Source organism: Mycobacterium sp. NGS61, assembly GCF_059812325.1.
The window spans coordinates 202,489-220,640 of the sequence record NZ_JCALCL010000001.1 but is presented as its reverse complement, the minus strand read 5'-3'; the positions used below and the strand labels follow the sequence as shown (position 1 = coordinate 220,640).

19 protein-coding genes are annotated in these 18,152 nt (G+C 68.8%); 11 read left to right on the top strand and 8 right to left on the bottom strand.

Annotated features, from left to right (window positions below):
- Positions 1-7: 7 nt before the first annotated feature.
- Entirely contained in the window at positions 8-1,144 is a 1,137-nt protein-coding gene (locus AC5Y3Z_RS01045) for a polyprenyl synthetase family protein (protein WP_499917985.1), read from the bottom strand.
- A 304-nt stretch (positions 1,145-1,448) separates the two neighbouring features.
- Entirely contained in the window at positions 1,449-1,889 is a 441-nt protein-coding gene (locus tag AC5Y3Z_RS01040) for a hypothetical protein (protein ID WP_473138971.1), read from the bottom strand.
- A gap of 94 nt (positions 1,890-1,983) precedes the next feature.
- Between AC5Y3Z_RS01040 and AC5Y3Z_RS01035 the strand changes: the two genes are divergently transcribed.
- Entirely contained in the window at positions 1,984-2,661 is a 678-nt protein-coding gene (locus AC5Y3Z_RS01035) for a catalase family protein (RefSeq protein WP_463827116.1), read from the top strand.
- A gap of 57 nt (positions 2,662-2,718) precedes the next feature.
- Here the strand turns inward: AC5Y3Z_RS01035 and mbp1 are convergent, their stop codons facing one another.
- On the bottom strand, positions 2,719-2,949 hold the full coding sequence (gene mbp1 / locus AC5Y3Z_RS01030; RefSeq protein ID WP_463827115.1) for a microaggregate-binding protein 1: 231 nt from the start codon (positions 2,947-2,949) through the stop codon (positions 2,719-2,721).
- 238 nt (positions 2,950-3,187) lie between these two features.
- Between mbp1 and AC5Y3Z_RS01025 the strand changes: the two genes are divergently transcribed.
- Positions 3,188-3,409, top strand: a complete 222-nt coding sequence (locus AC5Y3Z_RS01025) for a hypothetical protein (RefSeq protein ID WP_463827114.1) — start codon at positions 3,188-3,190, stop codon at positions 3,407-3,409.
- Here AC5Y3Z_RS01025 and AC5Y3Z_RS01020 read toward each other — a convergent pair.
- Complete coding sequence (locus tag AC5Y3Z_RS01020) at positions 3,406-4,761, bottom strand: TIGR01777 family oxidoreductase (RefSeq protein WP_473138970.1); 1,356 nt, start codon at positions 4,759-4,761, stop codon at positions 3,406-3,408. The genes AC5Y3Z_RS01025 and AC5Y3Z_RS01020 overlap by 4 nt on opposite strands.
- A 62-nt stretch (positions 4,762-4,823) precedes the next feature.
- On the opposite strand from AC5Y3Z_RS01020, the gene AC5Y3Z_RS01015 reads away from it, so the two are divergent.
- Positions 4,824-5,783, top strand: coding sequence for an SDR family NAD(P)-dependent oxidoreductase (locus AC5Y3Z_RS01015; RefSeq protein ID WP_473138969.1), 960 nt, complete (start codon positions 4,824-4,826; stop codon positions 5,781-5,783).
- A 15-nt stretch (positions 5,784-5,798) separates the two neighbouring features.
- Here AC5Y3Z_RS01015 and AC5Y3Z_RS01010 read toward each other — a convergent pair whose 3' ends face one another.
- The 3 genes from AC5Y3Z_RS01010 to AC5Y3Z_RS01000 all read right to left on the bottom strand — a co-directional run bounded on the left by AC5Y3Z_RS01010 (position 5,799) and on the right by AC5Y3Z_RS01000 (position 9,518).
- Positions 5,799-7,043 carry a glycosyltransferase family 4 protein gene (locus AC5Y3Z_RS01010; RefSeq protein WP_473139255.1) on the bottom strand — a complete coding sequence of 415 codons (1,245 nt, stop codon included), beginning with the start codon at positions 7,041-7,043 and terminating at the stop codon, positions 5,799-5,801.
- A 94-nt stretch (positions 7,044-7,137) separates the two neighbouring features.
- A complete protein-coding gene (locus tag AC5Y3Z_RS01005) occupies positions 7,138-8,688 on the bottom strand; it encodes a 1,4-alpha-glucan branching protein domain-containing protein (RefSeq protein ID WP_473139254.1) in 1,551 nt (516 codons plus the stop codon).
- 26 nt (positions 8,689-8,714) lie between these two features.
- Entirely contained in the window at positions 8,715-9,518 is an 804-nt protein-coding gene (locus AC5Y3Z_RS01000) for a class I SAM-dependent methyltransferase (protein WP_473138968.1), read from the bottom strand.
- Between the two features lie 205 nt (positions 9,519-9,723).
- On the opposite strand from AC5Y3Z_RS01000, the gene AC5Y3Z_RS00995 reads away from it, so the two are divergent.
- The 6 genes from AC5Y3Z_RS00995 (at position 9,724) to AC5Y3Z_RS00970 (ending at position 14,273) form a co-directional block, all read left to right on the top strand.
- Entirely contained in the window at positions 9,724-10,515 is a 792-nt protein-coding gene (locus AC5Y3Z_RS00995; protein WP_463827109.1) for an electron transfer flavoprotein subunit beta/FixA family protein, read from the top strand.
- 32 nt (positions 10,516-10,547) lie between these two features.
- Positions 10,548-11,504 carry an electron transfer flavoprotein subunit alpha/FixB family protein gene (locus AC5Y3Z_RS00990; RefSeq protein ID WP_463827108.1) on the top strand — a complete coding sequence of 319 codons (957 nt, stop codon included), beginning with the start codon at positions 10,548-10,550 and terminating at the stop codon, positions 11,502-11,504.
- A gap of 140 nt (positions 11,505-11,644) precedes the next feature.
- Entirely contained in the window at positions 11,645-12,496 is an 852-nt protein-coding gene (locus tag AC5Y3Z_RS00985; RefSeq protein ID WP_463827107.1) for a GNAT family N-acetyltransferase, read from the top strand.
- Entirely contained in the window at positions 12,493-13,341 is an 849-nt protein-coding gene (locus AC5Y3Z_RS00980; protein WP_473138967.1) for a lysophospholipid acyltransferase family protein, read from the top strand. The genes AC5Y3Z_RS00985 and AC5Y3Z_RS00980 overlap by 4 nt, the downstream gene beginning before the upstream one ends.
- A gap of 4 nt (positions 13,342-13,345) precedes the next feature.
- Entirely contained in the window at positions 13,346-13,867 is a 522-nt protein-coding gene (locus AC5Y3Z_RS00975) for a DUF427 domain-containing protein (protein WP_499917982.1), read from the top strand.
- Positions 13,868-13,892: 25 nt separating this feature from the next.
- Entirely contained in the window at positions 13,893-14,273 is a 381-nt protein-coding gene (locus tag AC5Y3Z_RS00970; protein ID WP_473138965.1) for an SRPBCC family protein, read from the top strand.
- On the opposite strand, the gene AC5Y3Z_RS00965 is transcribed toward AC5Y3Z_RS00970, so the two are convergent.
- Positions 14,270-15,775, bottom strand: coding sequence for a cryptochrome/photolyase family protein (locus tag AC5Y3Z_RS00965; RefSeq protein WP_473138964.1), 1,506 nt, complete (start codon positions 15,773-15,775; stop codon positions 14,270-14,272). The genes AC5Y3Z_RS00970 and AC5Y3Z_RS00965 overlap by 4 nt on opposite strands.
- A gap of 114 nt (positions 15,776-15,889) precedes the next feature.
- On the opposite strand from AC5Y3Z_RS00965, the gene AC5Y3Z_RS00960 reads away from it, so the two are divergent.
- Both AC5Y3Z_RS00960 and mnmA read left to right on the top strand, forming a co-directional pair.
- A complete protein-coding gene (locus tag AC5Y3Z_RS00960) occupies positions 15,890-17,068 on the top strand; it encodes a cysteine desulfurase family protein (protein WP_473138963.1) in 1,179 nt (392 codons plus the stop codon).
- Positions 17,068-18,150 (top strand): tRNA 2-thiouridine(34) synthase MnmA, encoded by a 1,083-nt coding sequence (gene mnmA / locus AC5Y3Z_RS00955; RefSeq protein ID WP_463827101.1) that lies wholly within the window; start codon positions 17,068-17,070, stop codon positions 18,148-18,150. The genes AC5Y3Z_RS00960 and mnmA overlap by 1 nt, the downstream gene beginning before the upstream one ends.
- The last annotated feature ends 2 nt before the right edge of the window (positions 18,151-18,152 follow it).

Sequence of the window (18,152 nt, the reverse complement as noted above, 5' to 3'; positions counted from 1 at the left end):
CGCGGACTCATGCCGCCCGGCGCGTGCACACGCCGGCCATCTCCGTCAACGCGGTCTTGAGCACAGTGTCGATTCCACTGCGGTCCAAGGATTTCAGTGCCGCATCGACACGGGTGGCGATCAGCTCCTCGATCCACTGCACCGCTCCGGTGGAGAAGATCAGACCGCGCCAGTAGTCCACCGCCGCGTCGTCGAGCTGGTCGACGTTCATCAGTTCGCCGAACTCGCGGCGGGTCGGCACGTCGGCCATCTCGTAGGCGGCGACCACCACGCTGGTAGCTTTTCGTTCCAGCAGATCCCCGCCGTTGGGTTTGCCGGTGCTCGCCGGTGATCCGAAGATGCCGAGGATGTCGTCGCGCAGCTGGAATGCTTCACCGACGGCGAAACCGTACTCACCGAGCCTGGTCAGCGTCAGCTCGTCACAGCCGGCCATCGCGGCGCCGATCTCCAGGGGCCTGCGCACCGTGTAGTTGCCGGACTTGCGTCTGGCCACCCCGAGCACCGAGTCGATTTTGGGAAAGTTGCGCATATCCATTGCCAGATCGGCGAATTGGCCGACGGCCAGTTCGGTGCGCATGGCGTCGTAACGGGGCCAGGCCCGCTGCAGATAGTGATGACCGAGGCCGGAGTCGCGCAGCATCTGCTCCGCCCAGATCAGGCACATATCGCCGAGCAGGGTTGCGGCGGACTCGCCGAAACGCCGCGACGAGCCGGACATGCCGTGCGCCTGATGCCAGTCGGTGAACTGGATGTGCGCCGCGGGCCGTCCGCGCCGGGCGGGGGAATCGTCCATGACGTCGTCCTGCAGCAGCGCGAACGCGTGCAACAACTCCAGGCTCGCGGTGGCCGACAACGCGGCTGCACTGGGTGGTGCGCCGCACAGCCAGCCCAGGTACATGAAGGTCGACCGCAGGCATTTGCCACCCTTGACGAACTCCAACAGGATGTTGCCGGCCACATCGACTCCGCAGTCGCCCAACTCGTCGGCGCAGCGCGCGGACACGAACTCGGCGACGTCGGCGAGCACCTCCTCGCGCAGGCCGGTCCGCCAGGTGTCGAACTGATCGATCGGAGGCAGGGTGGCCGCTCCGGTCAGGCTGGTCCGGGCCAGGCGCACCCGCGGGAATTCACGCACAGCTTGCACCGAAGCCTCCTTGTCAACGTCCGTGAGTCGCTGAACAGAACGGCTCTGATTCACGCTTCGTACCCCCTCGCCGGGAAAACAAACCAGTGGCTGTGCCCAGCCGGCGGTCCGTCCACGCTCGCCTCTGCACTCTCTTCATGGGATTAATCGTTAATTTAGTGAATGATCATCGGACACGCCAGTCGGGTCTGGCCTGCCGGTGGCGATCCGAGTCGGCGGGGCAGGTCGGACGGACGGTGCGGCGTGCTGGATTCGATGTGATCGCCGGTAACTGACGCCGAATGTGATTGCCGGAGTGGGCCGTTCAGCCTTCGGCAGGGTCTGCGTCTGCCGGCGTCGCCACGTGGTCCGGGTGGCTGTCGGTGCGCCGACGCTCCTTCATCTCGGCCTCGAACACGTGTCGATTGCCCCCGGTGAGTTGATCGCGGATCGCCTTTTCGGTCTTGTGGAAGCATCGGTAATAGCCGTCGTCGAAGTCCTCAACGACCTGGAAGCTCCACCTGCCCGGCAATATGTTGCGGCCGATCAACTCGCGGCTGATCGCATCGGCCAGCCCGAGGTCTCCGCTTTCTCGCAGCAGTTCCACCGCGGCATCCAGCTGCAGGTCGGCGTGGCCGATGAGCTGGTGGAACGAATACAGGTGGCCGCGGGCCCGCTCGATGGTCTCGAGTGCCTCGGAGACCTTGCCGGCGGCTCGCACCGCGGCGTCGGGGGTGCCCGGCGGACGACGATCACACAAACCCATTACCTGCTCCCCGGGTACGACGGCATGCCATCGACAGTAATAGTCGAAGCGCGATGCGCTGTTTCGCGGCGGCCGACCGGGGAACACCTCGCAGGTGGACATCTCTGATCGCCTCGCCCTGCCCTTCCAGTGGGGAGCGGCGCTTCGGCGTCGCAAAGTTTTTCACCCCACCGGCGTGCTGGCCGCCGGCACCCTGCAGCGCGTCGCTCCGGCGAGCCAGGGACTACCGGTTCCGACCTGCGCCGTGGTGGCCAGATTCTCCAAGGCTGTCGGGATGCCGGGAGCGGTTCCCGACGCGATCGGACTCGCGCTGCGCATCCCGCCGCAGGTCGACGCCGGCGGACCGTGGGACGTACTACTCGTCTCCGCCGGATCCGGTGTGCTGACCCGGGTCATCGGGCTGCATCCGGTGACCTCATGGTCAGCGCAGACACTGACCAGCCTGATGCCGCTGCGCTACCAAGGCGCGAACTGGTGGCTCAGGGCGCGCATCGTCAGTGACATCGCCGGACGCGGACTGTCACTCGAGGACGTGCGAGACAGCATCCGGAACGGCGGAATTCAGCTGCAACTCGATCAGGCGCGCGGAACCGGAGACTTCGATTCGCTGGGTCGGCTCAGCTTGAACGAACTGGAGCCTGAGTCCGAGGCTGACTTCTCGTTCGACCCGGTGCGCAACAGCGCGCCCGGGGTGGAGTTGTATCCAGGGTGGCTTGCGGGTCTGCGCAAGAGCGCTTATGCGCGCAGCCGCGAGGGCCGCGACGCGGATTGAACCTGATGCGCGAAAGGGGCCCGGCCATAGGACCGGGCCCCTTTGCTCAGCTACGTGCTACTGGTTGGCCTTCTGGCGACCTTCGGCGGCCTTGGCGCCGGCCCGAGCGGACTCGGCGGCCGCTTCCTTCTTGGCGGCCTCGCGCTGCGCGTCGGCCTTGTCCTGCTGGGCCTTGGCCTCTTGGGCCAGCTTCTCGTTACCGAAGACGAGACCGATGACCTGCTTGATCAGGCCCTTGATGCCCTCGACAACGCCACTGACAGCTTCCAGGGGTCCGCTCTTAGCCATGACTACCTCCATATATCGGTTGACTACTACCGGTGCTCGCGCGACTCTGCCGCGTTGAAACAGAGGGTTCCCGCTGCCCTCGCCCAGCAACCACGGCAAACGATGCCGCATAGGTTAGCGGTGCTTATGGCACGTCATCAGCAGGACTGACCTGGCGGCAACGTGATCGACATCTCACCGTCGGCAAAGGGCCGCCGGGCCCCGGTTTCAACATATCGGCACCGGGTACATCCGAGGCGTGAATACGACCTTGCACCGCCTCCGGCGCGGCGAGCAGAAAGTGGTACGTCTGCAGCGGCGGTTGTGGCTGATCCAACTGCTGTTCTGGCCGACGATGATCGTCGGCGCCGTGCTGGCCGTGGCGGCCGCCTGGTCGGTGTGGCAGCGCAAGACCCAGCCCCGCGCGGTGCCGTCTGCTGCGCCGGCGGACCGGCCCGAACAGGGTACGGTTGCGGGCTAACCGGTGCGACCGAGCAGGTGCCGCAGCGCCGGCTCCAGCCCGGGATGGCGGAACGGGTGCTCGGCCCCGACCAGTCGCGCCGGACTCACCCGTTGACTGGCCAGCGCGAGTTCACGCGCGCCCTGGGCGCCCAGCAGTATCCGGGGACCCAGCGGCGGCACCGGCAACACCGCCGGCCGATGCAGGACGCGGGCCAGCGACCGCGTGTACTCCTTGTTCCGAACCGGTTGTGGGGCAACAGCATTCACCGCACCGGACAGGTCCGAATCCCACAGCGCCCGGTGATAGATGTCGATCAGGTCGTCGATCCCGATCCAGGACAGCCACTGCCGACCGTCACCGAGCCGGCCGCCGAGTCCGGCGGTGAACAGCGGCCGCATCAGGTGCAGGGTGCCGCCGCGGGGGGACTGCACGATGCCGGTGCGGACCAGCACCACCCGGGTACCGGCCTGCCGGGCCGGGGACGTCGCGTCCTCCCAGTCGGCGACGACGTCGGCGAGGAACCCGTCGCCGCGCGTGCTGTCCTCGGTCAAGGGCTCGTCGCCCCGGTCAGACCCGTAGAAGCCGATCGCCGAGGCCGAGATCAGCACCCGCGGGCCGTCGGCGGTGCGGGCCACCAGCTCGGCCAGCCGGCGTGTCGGCCCGATTCTGCTGTCGTAGATGGCTTTTCGATGCTTCTGGGTGAACCTGCCGGCGATCGAGGCACCCGCCAGGTGGATCACCGCGTCGACCCCGGCGAGCAGTTCCGGGTCCGGCTCATCGGTGTCCCACCGTCGCTCATCCGGACCGTGTGCGCTAGCCCGAACCAGTCGGATGACGCGATGTCCACCGGTGCTCAGCAGCGCGGTCAACGCGGTACCCACCAGTCCGGACGCGCCGGTGACGGCGACGGTCGCCGGGGACAGGCCGTGCTCGGCCGCCCGCGTGTGCGCGGCGAGGTCGTCGGCCAACTGGCGGTGCCGGTAGACGAACATCGGGCGCAGCATCGAGGGCGGGACCGGCGTGTCCACCCGGTCGATCACCCGCGTCTGGTTGTCCCCGACCTCCTCGAAATCGTGGGTGTGTCGCCACCGCCGGATCAACCGCGGCGGTAACGAAGCCAGCCCATCGCTGGTCAGCTCGTCCACGAAACGCCTTGGCGGATCGTAGAAGTCGGCTTGATGCTGAGCCAGCCAGCGCAGACCGCCGGGCAAACCCAGCGTGGCGCGCCCGTCGGCGAGTGACTCGGCCTCGGAGATCAACCGCATCGGCGACCAGGGCGGCGAGAGGCGGGCGAAGGCGCCGGGTCGGGAGTGCCAGGCGAACACCTGGTCGCGGGGCGCGTTGACGACGCTCGAGAAAGTGAGGCCCATCTCACGACGCTACCTGCGATCCCACAGGTGTGTCGGTGCGGTTTGAGGGAACAGGACCCTGCATGGATGTACTCGGCGGTGTGCGGAACCTGGTCGACACCGCCATGGACCGGTCGGTGGTCGCGGGCTACACCCGGGTGGGGTACCGGGTCCGCAATCTCGACTGGGCGGACGACCCGCCGGCGCTGGCGCTGCGGGGCCGGACCGCGCTGGTCACCGGGGCGAATCGCGGCATCGGCAAGGCGATCGCGTCCGGGCTGGCACAGTTGGGCGCTGAAGTCCTGTTGACCGTGCGGGACCGGGAGAGGGGCGAGCAGGCCCGCGCCGAGCTCGTCGAGGCCAATCCCGATGCCGACATCACTGTCGTGGTGTGCGACGTGTCCGACCTGACGGCGGTGCGGGCCTTTGCCGCCGGGCTGGCCGGCCGCCGCCGGCTGGATGTGCTGGTGCACAACGCCGGGGTGTTGCCCGAGACGCGCACCGAGTCGGCGGACGGGCACGAGCTGACTTTGGCCACCCACGTCCTGGGTCCGGTGTTGCTGACCGAATGTCTGAGTCCACTGCTGGCCGAGTCCGCCGATCCGCGGGTCATTGTGATGTCGTCCGGCGGGATGTACACCCAGCCGCTGGCTGTCGACGATCCCGAGTACCGCCGCGGCAGATACCGTGGCGTCATCGCGTATGCCCGCACCAAGCGGATGCAGGTGGCGCTGACCCCGGTGCTGGCCCGCCGGTGGGCCGGAATTCGTTGCTATGCAATGCATCCCGGCTGGGCGGACACGCCCGGTGTGGCGGCGGCGCTGCCCGGGTTCCGGCGGGTCACCGGTCCGCTGCTGCGCTCACCCGAGGAGGGCGCCGACACCGCGGTGTGGCTGGCCGCGACCCGGCCCGCTCCACCGACCGGCCGCTTCTGGCATGACCGGCGGGTGCGCCCGCAGCACTATCTGCTGTCCACGCGCCACAGCCAAGACGCCCGGGAACGGTTGTGGCGCTACTGTGCCGATGCGATCGGACTGCAGTAGGGCACTGACCCGCCGTCAGCGATCCGGCAGGGCGTGCTCGGCGATGGGCAGCCGCGGCTGTGGTTGCCGCTCACCGCGTTTGGCCGCCAGATACACCTGAGCGGTCTGCTCGGCCACTGTCTGCCAGTCGAAGTCGGAGGTCAGGCGCTCGCGGGCGGCGCTTGCGCGGCGCTGCGCGGCCGCGGGATCGTCGAGCACGGTGCGCACCGCCCCGGCCAGCCCGGGGAGGTCGCGGGGTGCGAACGAGACCCCGGTGACGCCGTCGATCACCGCTTCGCCCAGGCCGCCGATGTTCGACGTCACCAGCGGCGCGCCCGCCGCGGCGGCTTCGAGCGCGGCCAGCCCGAACGGCTCGTAGTGGCTGGGCAACACCGCCGCGTCGGCGCGGTGCAGCAATTGCAGTAACTCGTCGTGCTCGCAGTGCCCGACGAATCGGGTTGCCTTGCGCACCTTGTGTTTCCGTGCCTGCTCGATGAGCCAGTCCTGCTGGGTGCCGGTGCCTGCGACCGTCAACGTGGTGCCCGGATGGGTACGCCTGATCCGCGGCAGCGCGGCGATGGCGTCGTGCACGCCCTTCTCGTATTCCAGCCGTCCGACGTAGAGCAGTTCGGCGGGTCCGGTCCGGGGGCGCCGCGCGGCGAACGGCCAACGCGCCGCGTCGATCCCGTTGGGGATCACCGTCGTCTCTGCCAGGCCGGGACCGAAGAGCTCGGTGATCTCGTCGCGCATCGAGGCCGAACACGTGATGAGCGAATCGGATTCGCGAACCAGCCAGGACTCCACGGCGTGCACCTGACGGCTGATGGCGCCGCTCACCCAGCCGGAATGCCGACCCGCCTCGGTCGCGTGCATCGTGGAAACTATTGGCACGTCGTAGAACTGGGCGAGCGCAATGGACGGGTGGGCCACCAGCCAGTCGTGTGCGTGCACCACGTCGGGGCGCCAGGGGCGGTCGCTGCCCGGTCTGGTGAGGGACAAGCCGGCGCGGATCATGGCGTGGCCCATCGCCAGCGTCCAGGCCATCATGTCGGTACTGAAGCTGAATTCGTGCGGGTCGTGCGCGGCCGCGATCACCCGGACGCCTTCGCTGATCTCGTCGGACGACGGATGGGTGCTGGGGTCGGTACCGGTGGGGCGCCGGGACAGCACCACGACGTCGTGACCCGCGGCGGCCAGCGCCGTCGCGAGGTGGTGCACGTGCCGGCCCAGCCCGCCGATCACCACCGGCGGGTACTCCCACGAGACCATCAGGATCTTCATGCGCAACCGCCGTCCGGCCTCGAGCGCCCCCGAATTGCCGTCTGCAGCGGCGTGTCGCCGCACAGATGAGGCCGCTCGCGGCACGGACGGCACCTCATTGGGGGAGCCTACGGGCATCCAGCGCACCGAACAGTCCGTCCGCCCGGTTCCACCCGTCGGCCAGGCGCGTTGCGGCATCGCGCCGGCCGGATGCCAGTGCCCCGGCGATCTCGCGGGTGGCATGCGCATGCAGGTGCGCGCGGTAGCGGGCGTAGTCGGCGGCAGAGTCCTTGCTGACCATGAACGGCCAGTCGCTCGACACCGTCAACAGCGTCTCGCGCAGGATCTGGTCGGCGACGTGGTCCCGGGGGATAGGTCCGTCCAGCGACGCCGTCTGGGCCAGCGCCTTGTCCACGGTGGCCAGCGCGGTGTCGACGACTTCAGCGTTGAGCTGGACCAGATCGGCCACCTTCTCGCCGTTCCACACCTGCCAGTCCTTGCCGGAACCCCAAGAGCTGGGCGGTAATTCGACCGGACCGCCGACGAAGCCCGCGTCGATCGCGTCGTGCAGCGTGCCCACCCGGATGCCGGCGGCCGGCAACGCCCGAAGCACCCGCGCCAGCCAGGTCGGTCCTTCGTGCCACCAGTGGCCGAACAGTTCGGTGTCGAACGCCGCGACCACGTGGGCCGGCCGGCCGATCCGCTCGGATTCGGACGACAGCCGGTTGCGCACCACCTCGACGAAGTCGGCGACATGCACGTCGACCGCATGGTCGGCGCGCTCCGGGTCGTAGGGCGCTTTGCCTTCCGAGGACACGTTGCGGCCGGTGACCCGGGCGGGCTTGAGGCCGGTGAGGTGGTCGTAGGTGTGGAAGTCGCGGTAGGCGGCGTGCCCGGGGTAGCCGGACTTCGGCGACCACACCCGGTAGCTGACCTGCAGGTCCCGCCCGAAGGCGATGACATCGGTGTCGGCGACGGGCCGGCCCAGCGCGGTGTCGCCGTGCAGCGAGGGGCCGTCGACCATGAAGTGGCTGACCCCGGCGCCCGCGTAGTCGTGTTCCAGGCCGGGAGCGTAGGCGCATTCCGGCGCCCAGATTCCCGTCGGGGCACGTCCCAGCCGAAGCCGAGCGTCGGCCAGGCCTTCGCGCAGCGCGAACTCGCGCAGCCGCGGTGCCAGCAGCGGCTGGAACGGGTGGGCCAGCGGGCCGCCGAGCAGCTCCACCGTGCCGGCGTCGACGAGACCGCGCAGCAACGGGCTGCCGCCGTGCCGCCACCGGGTCGCGAATTCCTCGAGAGCCGCGCCGGCCTCGGCCGACTCACGAATCCCGAAGGCGCGCAAGGCTTCCGGTGTGCAGGACTGATTGTTGGCCGATTTCGACGCCGGAATGGTCCGCACGCTGGCGGCTTCGGCCGCGCGCAGCTGCCAGTTCGCCAGCCAGTGGTACACCCCGTCCAGGCAGTACGGATCGTCGAGCTGGGCGTTGACCACCGGCGTCATGCCCAGCGTGATCAGTCCGCGGCGGTCCTCCTCGGCCAGCGTTCGCAGCACCCGGAACAGCGGCAGGTAGGCCGCCGACCACGACTGGTAGAGCCATTCCTCGCCGACCGGCCAGCGGCCGTGATGGGCCAGCCAGGGCAGGTGGGTGTGCAGCACCAGGGTGAACATGCCGGGCACCGGCGGTGGGGAGGAGGTCAACGGCGCACCGCGATTGCCACGAGGTCCAGGCTGGCGTCGATGTCGTGAGATGCGGCGCCGGCCTCGACGAGGTCGAAGTCGGCGGTGGTGACGGCCGCGACGTCGGCCATCAGTTCGGGCGACCAGGGGGCGTCCTTGACCGCCCGGTCGATCTGCGCGTCGATGATGGACCCGCCGTGCCGGGCATCCATCTCCTGCAACCGCGGGCCATGAAAGATCCCGTACTGGCCGACCTCACCGAAGCCGCCGTCCTGCAGCAGTTCGGTGAGCTCATCGGCGTTGAGCTCGCGGGTGTGGAACGGGTTGATCGGGGTGTCGCGGCCGGGGGAGAAGGTGATCCGATTCGGGGTCGAGATCAGCAACAGCCCGGACGGCCGCAGGACCCGCGCACACTCGCGAATGAACTGGCCCTGGTCCCACAGATGCTCGATGACCTGGAAGTTCACCACCACGTCCACCGACTCATCCGGCAGCGGCAACTCGGTGAGGTTGGCCTGCAGCACTTCGACCCGGGGGTATCGGCTGCGCACGTGCGCCACCGCGGCCTCGTCGTAGTCCACCGCGACCACCCGGCGGGCCGACCCCGCGATCAGGTCCGCGCCGTAACCCTCGCCGCAACCGGCCTCCAGCACGTCCTTGCCCGCGCAGCGCGGCGCCAGGCGCTCATAGACCACCTCGTGACGGCGGAACCAGTAGTTCTCGATGTCCAGGTCGGGGATGGTGCGCTCCCCGGTCAGCATCATGACCGGATCGCTCGCGGGCGGACTCCCGGCGGGAAGGTGGGGGACGAATGCGCTCATTGCTAAGGCAGGCTAATGCCTGGCACCCGATTCGCGAACCGGACAGTGGATCCAGCCGAAAGAACGTGCACTACGACCCGCTATGGTGTGAGAGCGGACCGCACAAAGTTACCCACTAGTAACATGCGCTGTGCGGTTGCGGAACACGTGACCCAGGTCTTGCAGCGTCGCTGCCGGACGCCTTCGAGGAGGACGAACCCCACTCATGACGAACATCGTGGTCCTGATCAAGCAGGTCCCAGACACCTGGTCGGAGCGCAAGCTGTCCGACGGCGACTACACGCTGGACCGCGACGCCGCCGACGCAGTCCTGGACGAGATCAACGAACGCGCCGTGGAAGAAGCCCTGCAGATCCGCGAGCGCGAGGGCGGCGAAGGCTCGGTGACCGTGCTAACCGCCGGCCCGGAGCGCGCGACCGAAGCGATCCGCAAAGCCCTGTCGATGGGCGCCGACAAGGCCGTTCACCTCAAGGACGACGGCCTCAAGGGTTCCTGCGTGGTGCAGACAGCATGGGCGCTGGCCCGCGCACTGGGCACCATCGAGGGCACCGAGCTGGTCATCGCCGGCAACGAGGCCACCGACGGCTCGGGCGGCGCCGTGCCCGCCATCATCGCCGAGTACCTGGGCCTGCCGCAGCTCACCCACGTGCGGAAACTCGCCGTCGAGGGCGACAAGGTGACGGCCGAGCGCGAGACCGACGACGGCGTCTTCGCCCTGGAAGCCACCCTGCCGGCGGTGGTCAGCGTGAACGAGAAGATCAACGAGCCGCGCTTCCCGTCCTTCAAGGGCATCATGGCCGCCAAGAAGAAGGAAGTCACCGTGCTCACGCTCGCCGAGATCGGCGTCGAGCCCGACGAGGTGGGCCTGGAGAACGCCGGTTCGACGGTCACGTCGTCCACCCCGAAGCCACCGAAGACCGCCGGTGAGAAAGTCACCGACGAGGGCGAGGGCGGCAACGACATCGTCAAGTACCTGGTCGGTCAAAAGATCATCTGACGCAACTCCACGAAACGAGAGAGCGAAAATTCATGGCTGAAGTATTGGTGCTTGTCGAGCAAGCCGAGGGTGCGCTGAAGAAGGTCACCTCCGAGTTGATCACCGCAGCGCGCGCATTGGGCGAACCGGCCGCCGTCGTCATCGGTGCGCCGGGCACGGCCGAGCCGCTCATCGACGGATTGAAGTCCGCCGGTGCGGAGAAGATCTACGTCGCCGAGTCCGAGGTGGTAGACAACTACCTGATCACGCCGTACGTGGACGTGCTGGCGTCGCTGGCCGAGTCGTCGCAACCGGCCGCGGTACTGGTTTCCTCCAACGCCGACGGCAAAGAGATCGCCGGTCGGCTCGCGGCCCGCATCGGGTCGGGCCTGCTGGTCGACGTGGTCGGCGTGCAGGAGGGCGGCAAAGGCGTGCACTCCATCTTCGGTGGGGCCTACACGGTCGAGTCGCAGGTCAACGGCGACACCCCGGTGATCTCGGTCCGGGCCGGCGCCATCGACGCCGAGCCGTCCGACGGCGCCGGTGAGGTCGTCAATGTGGACGTGCCCGAGCCGGCCGAGAACGCGACGAAGATCACCTCGCGGGAGCCTGCGGTAGCCGGTGACCGGCCGGAGCTCACCGAGGCCACCGTCGTGGTGTCCGGCGGCCGTGGCGTCGGCAGCGAGGAGAACTTCAAGGTCGTCGAGGAACTGGCCGACTCGCTCGGCGCCGCGGTGGGTGCCTCGCGCGCCGCCGTCGACTCCGGCTACTACCCGGGCCAGTTCCAGGTCGGCCAGACCGGCAAGACGGTGTCGCCGCAGCTGTACATCGCCCTGGGCATCTCGGGAGCGATCCAGCACCGGGCCGGCATGCAGACGTCCAAGACCATCGTCGCGGTCAACAAGGACGAAGAAGCGCCGATCTTCGAGATCGCCGACTACGGCGTGGTCGGCGACCTGTTCAAGGTGGCCCCGCAGCTGACCGAGGGAATCAAGGCCCGCAAGGGTTAACACTCCCCTGCGCGAGCAGACGCAGAATCGCCCCGGAACATCCTTTCCGGGGCGATTCTGCGTCTGTTCGTCATCTGACGTGCACCGACCCGTCAGCACGCCGATGCCGATTAGCTGAACGGCTACGCCACGTTGTTGGCATGAGTATCGCTTCTGTCCTCATACCCAGTGAAAAACAACGTGGTCGGGCGGCTTCGACCAGGGCGGGGTCGGCCGCCGGCCCGCACTACTCCCTTTTGCTGTCCACCGATCCCAGCCTCATCGAAGCGGCACAACGGTTGCGTTACGACGTGTTCAGCAGCACCCCGGGCTTCTCGCTACCCGCGGCCTGCGACGGCCGCGACAGTGACCGGTTCGACGAATTCTGCGACCACCTCCTGGTGCGCGACGACGACACCGGCGAACTGGTGGGTTGCTACCGGATGTTGCCACCGGCCGGTGCCATCGCCGCCGGCGGCCTGTACACCGCAACGGAATTCGATGTCCGCGCCTTCGATGCACTGCGTCCGTCGCTGGTCGAGATGGGCCGCGCGGCGGTGCGCGACGGGCACCGCAACGGCGGCGTGGTGCTGCTGATGTGGGCGGGGATTCTGGCCTATCTGGATCGCTGTGACTACGACCACGTCACCGGCTGCGTATCGGTGCCGATCGACACCGACGGCGAGGCGCCCGGCAGCCAGCTTCGCGGCGTGCGTGACTTCGTGCTCGCCCGGCACGCCGCGCAGTACCGGGTTCGGCCGTACCGGCCGGTGCGCATCGACGGCAAAGGGCTCGGCGAGATCACACCGCCGGCCCGCCCGGCGATCCCGGCGCTGATGCGGGGTTACCTGCGCCTGGGCGCCCGGGTCTGCGGCGAGCCCGCCCACGACCCGGACTTCGGCGTCGGGGATTTCTGCGTACTACTGGGCAAAAAGGACGCCGACACCCGCTATCTCAAACGGCTGCGGTCGGTTTCGGCTGTCGCGCAACTGGGCGCGGGGGCCGGCCGGTGACCCAGCTCGCCCCGGCCGGGCACTCCTGGTTGCCCCGCGCATCGTGCGACGCAAGCTGTGTACGTTCGGGTGCTTCCGTTGCGCCACAGTCGATTCGGGTTCGTCTGCGGGTCGCGCTGCGGATCGCGTTGTTGCTGTTGCTGGCGCCGGGCCTGCCGTTGCTGGGCGCGCCGCTACCCGGTCGCACGCATCTGCAGCGCGCCTACTGCCGACTTGCATTGCGCGTCCTCGGCGTGCGAATCACGGTGTCGGGCAGCCCCATCCGAAATCTACGGGGCGTTCTGGTGGTCAGCAGCCACGTGTCCTGGCTGGACATTTTCGCCATCGGTGCGGTGCTGCCCGGCTCGTTCGTGGCCCGGGCCGACATGTTCAGCGGGCCCGCGACCGGCATCGTGGCCCGCATCCTGCAGATCATCCCCATCGAACGGACCAGTCTGCGACGGCTGCCCGGCGTGGTGGACGCCGTGGCGCGCCGGCTGCGGGCCGGTCACACGGTGGTGGCCTTCCCGGAGGGCACCACGTGGTGCGGTCTGGCTTACGGGAGCTTCTACCCGGCGATGTTCCAGGCCGCGATCGACGCCGCCCGTCCGGTGCAGCCGCTGCGGCTGACCTATCACGACATCGACGGCAGCGTGTCGACCGCGCCGGCCTTCGTCGGGAGCGACACCCTGCTGCGATCGGTCTACCGGGTGGTCCAGGTGCGCCGCACGATCGCCAGGGTGCGGGTGGAATCCCTGCAACTGCCGGGTGCGGACCGGCGGGCACTGGCCCGACGGTGCCAGTCCGCGGTACGGGGACCCACCGAGACCGTCGGTCAGGGTCACGGATACGCGCTGACGGCGTAGTCGCATGGACAATGGGGCGATGGTGCTGAGTCGTTGGCCGCAGCCCGATCCTGCGGGACCCGGACAGGAATCGGTGTGGGACTATCCGCGGCCGCCGCGGCTGGACGTTTTCACCGGTTCGATAACCATCGAACTGGGTGGTCAGACCATCGCCAGGGCAACCCGTTCGTGGCGGGTGTTGGAGACCAGTCACCCGCCGACGTACTACCTGCCCCGCGAGGCCTTCGTCGAGGGCGCGCTACATCCGGCCCCCGGGGCGTCCTGGTGCGAATGGAAGGGCCGGGCCAGCTACTTCGACCTGGTGACCGCCCAACGGCAGGCACCGGGCGCGGCATGGACCTACGAGCGGCCGACAGCGCCGTTCGCCGAGATCGCGCACGCGATCGCGGTGCTGGCGGCCCGGGTGGACCGGTGCACGGTGGACGGCGAGAAGGTGACTCCGCAACCCGGCGGCTTCTACGGCGGCTGGATCACCAGCCGGATTGCCGGTCCGTTCAAGGGCATTGCGGGATCGAGCGGTTGGTAGCCGCGCAGCGGGGAAACCCCTGCAGATGCTCAGCGTGCACCGAACCATATCCGCGTCGCCCGAGGCGGCCTGGCAGCTCCTGGTCGATCTGGACGCATGGCCCAAATGGGGGCCTTCGATCAGCGGCGCCGAACTGGACCCGCTGTACTCCGAGCTCGCGCTGGGAGCAACGGGTGTGGTTCAGACATCGCTGCTGGTGCGAGTGCCGTTCCTGATCACCGAGTTCCAGCCGGGCAGATTCTGGGCGTGGAAGGTCGCCGGTATCCCCGCGACGTCACACCGCGTCGACCCGACCGAGGGCGGAGCGCGGGTCACATTCAGCGCGCCGTGGTGGGCGTCGGCCTACCTGACGGTGTGTGCGCTGGCGCTGCATCGCATCGAAAAGTTGCTACTGGCCGCCAATTAAGGTGGGCGATTGCCCATTGCACGCTGCTGGGCCAGTACTTCGTCGAGATCCTTGAGCCGGCCCAGGCCGGCCAGCGGCTGCTTCATCCGGTGGTTGCCCTGCAGCGCTTCGCTATTCCGGGACAGGAACGACCAATACCCGGCAGTGAACGGGCAGGCGTCGTCGCCGACGCGGACACCGGGACGATACCGGCAGCCACCGCAATAGTCGCTCATCCGGTTGATGTATGCCCCGCCCGCGGCGTACGGCTTGGTCGCCATCAACCCGCCGTCCGCGTGCAATGACATGCCAACGACATTGGCGACCATCACCCAGTCGTAGCCGTCGACGAAACAACGGTGAAACCAGTCGGTGACCGCACTCGGGTGCCAACCCCGTTGCAGCGCATAGTTGGACAGCACCATCAGCCTCGGGATGTGGTGCACCCAGCCGTGGTCGCGGACCTGGGCCAGTACGTCCCTGAGGCAGTGCGCTTCGACGGCGTCGGCGTCCAATTCGGCGAACCAGTCCGGGAGAGCGGCGTGGGCCTGTAATGCGTTGCGGCGGCGGTAATTTCGGCCGAAATGCCAATAGACGTGCCAGATGTAGTCACGCCAGCCGATGAGTTGGCGGATGTAACCCTCCACGCTTGCCAACGGCGCAGTGCCGTCCCGGTAGGCGTCCTCGGCGGCATAGGCGCACTGCAGCGGATCCAGCAGGCCCAGGTTCATCGGGGCCGAGAGCAGGCTGTGCGCCATGAAACGGTCACCGGCGAGCATGGCGTCTTCGTGCGGACCGAAGTGCGGCAACCGATCCCGGAGGAACACCTCGAGCGACTGCTGGGCTTCGGTTGCGGTGACGGCGAATTCGCGGGGGCCGTCGGATCCGACGAACGCGACCTCGCCGTCGCGTTCCCAGCGGTCCAGATCCGCGCGGACCTGTTCGTCGATCTCGTCCTCGTCGGGCCGCCACGGGGCGGGCACCCCCAGGGCTGGTTCGTTCTTCGGCGCGGGCTCCCGATTGTCGGCATCGAAGTTCCATCGACCGGTGACCGGTTCGTCGCCGTCCATCAGCAGATCGAACCGGCGGCGCGCGCTGCGGTAGAAGTTCTCCAGCCGCAGCGTGCGCTGCCCGCCCGCCCACCGTTCGAACTGGTCGCCGGTGGTGCAGAAGCCGCGGGCCGGCAACACCTCGACCGACGGCAGCGAACGCACGAATCGGTCCGCGGCCCACGACGTGGGCTGGCACACGCTGAGCGGGCCGTCAACCTGTGCGAGGGCTTCACGGTAGGTGCGGGTCTGCAGGAACACGGCCTGCCCGCCGAGTTCGGCGGCGCGATGCCGCAGCGCGGAGAGCACCAGATGGGCCTTGCGGCGATGGAAACGCCGTCGTTCGAACACCGCCCTGGACTCGATCAGCAGCGCGAGCTGATCGGGTCTGTCGAGGAAGTGCGGGCCGAGTTGGTCGGCAAAACACCAGCGCCGGGTTTCCCGGGCGGAGTCAGCCTCGGATCGGTCGGTCACGGAAGTTCGGGTTGCGCGGGCGGGGCTGGGCTGGGCACTTCTTCACCCTACGGCCGGCTGCGGCCGCTGCGGCCTGCGTCGTCGCCCGGACAGGCCGGTATCGTAAGCCGGGTCATGGTCTACCTCGATCACGCCGCCACCACCCCGATGCACCCCGCCGCCATCGAGGCGATGACGGCCGTCCTGGGCACCGTCGGCAACGCCGCGTCGCTGCACACCGCGGGCCGGGCGGCGCGCCGCCGGGTCGAAGAGTCCCGTGAGCTGGTTGCCGACAAGCTGGGCGCGCGTCCCTCCGAAGTATTGTTCACCGCCGGCGGGACCGAAAGCGACAACCTGGCCGTCAAGGGGATCTTCTGGGCCCGCCGCGACGCGGAGCCGGGCCGGCGGCGCATCATCACCACCGAGGTCGAACACCACGCGGTGCTGGACTCGGTGAACTGGCTGGCCGAGCACGAAGGCGCCGAAGTGAGCTGGCTGCCGACCGCGCCCGACGGCTCGGTGTCCGCCGCCGATCTGCGCGCGGAGCTAGAGACCCACGAAGACGTGGCGCTGGTATCGGTGATGTGGGCCAACAACGAGGTCGGCACGGTCATGCCGGTCGCCGAGCTGGCCGCGGTCGCCGCCGAATTCGGCGTTCCCATGCACAGCGACGCTGTCCAGGCCGTCGGCCAGTTGCCGGTCGATTTCGCGGCCAGCGGCTTGTCGGCGATGAGCGTGGCCGCGCACAAGTTCGCCGGCCCGCCGGGGATGGGTGCGCTGCTGCTGCGGCGCGACGTCAGTTGTGTGCCGCAATTGCATGGCGGCGGTCAAGAGCGCGATATCCGTTCCGGCACACCGGATGTCGCGGGGGCGGTCGGAATGGCCACCGCCGCCCGCCTCGCCGTGGACGGACTGCAAGCCAATAGCGCGAGGCTGCGCGCATTGCGCGATCGCCTGGTAACGGGTGTGCTCGCCGAGATCGACGACGTCCACCTCAACGGCGCCCTCGATCCGCTGCGACTGCCGGGCAATGCGCACTTCACCTTTCGCGGGTGTGAAGGCGACGCATTGCTGATGCTGTTGGACGCCAACGGAATCGAATGCTCGACGGGGTCGGCCTGCACGGCCGGTGTCGCGCAGCCCTCGCACGTGTTGCTCGCGATGGGCGCCGATCCGGCCAGTGCCCGTGGGTCGTTGCGACTGTCGTTGGGGCACAGCAGCGTCGACGCTGACGTCGATGCCGCGCTGCAGGTGCTGCCCGCCGCGGTGGCGCGGGCGCGCCGGGCGGCTTTGGCCGCAGCGGGGCTTTCGTAATGAAGGTCCTCGCCGCAATGAGCGGTGGCGTCGACTCCTCGGTCGCCGCCGCCCGCATGGTCGATGCCGGACATGACGTCGTGGGCGTGCATCTGGCGCTGTCAACCGCGCCGGGCGCCCTGCGCACCGGATCCCGGGGCTGCTGTTCCAAGGAAGACGCCGCCGATGCGCGCCGGGTGGCCGATGTACTCGGAATACCGTTCTACGTCTGGGATTTCGCCGAGAAGTTCCAGGCGGATGTGATCGACGATTTCGTGGCGTCCTACGCCCGCGGGGAAACTCCGAATCCCTGCGTGCGGTGCAATCAGCAGATCAAGTTCTCGGCACTGTCGGCGCGTGCATTGGCACTCGGCTTCGACACGGTTGTCACCGGGCATTACGCGCGACTCGCCGACGGCCGACTGTGCCGCGCTGTCGACCGCGCCAAGGACCAGTCCTATGTGCTGGCCGTGCTCAGTGCCGCGCAATTGCGGCACGCGGCGTTTCCGATCGGCGACACCCCCAAGGCGCAGATCCGCGCCGAGGCATCGCGCCGTGGCCTGGCCGTCGCCGACAAACCGGACAGTCACGACATCTGTTTCATCCCGTCCGGCAACACCCAGGCGTTCCTGGGCGCCCGGATCGGCGTCCGTCCGGGCAGCGTGGTGGACCAGCACGGGACCGTAGTGGCCGAGCACGACGGCGTGCACGGGTTCACCATCGGGCAGCGCAAGGGGCTGGGCATCGCCGGACCCGGCCCGGACGGCCGGCCGCGGTATGTGACGGCCATCGACGCCGACACTGCGACGGTGCACGTCGGCAACGTGGCCGACCTCGACGTGCTGGCAGTGACCGGCCGGGAGCCGGTCTTCACCGGCGGCCACCCGCCGTCCGGCCCGATCGAGTGCGAGGTCCAGGTCCGGGCACACGGTGAAATCACCAGTGCGGTAGCAGAATTGGTGGACGACGAACTCGTCGTGCAGTTGCGTGCCCCGTTGCGCGGGGTGGCGCGCGGGCAGACCCTGGTGCTTTACCGTCCCGACCCCGACGGCGACGAGGTGATCGGCAGCGCGACTATCGCGGCTACGTCCCGGGGGTCGTGATC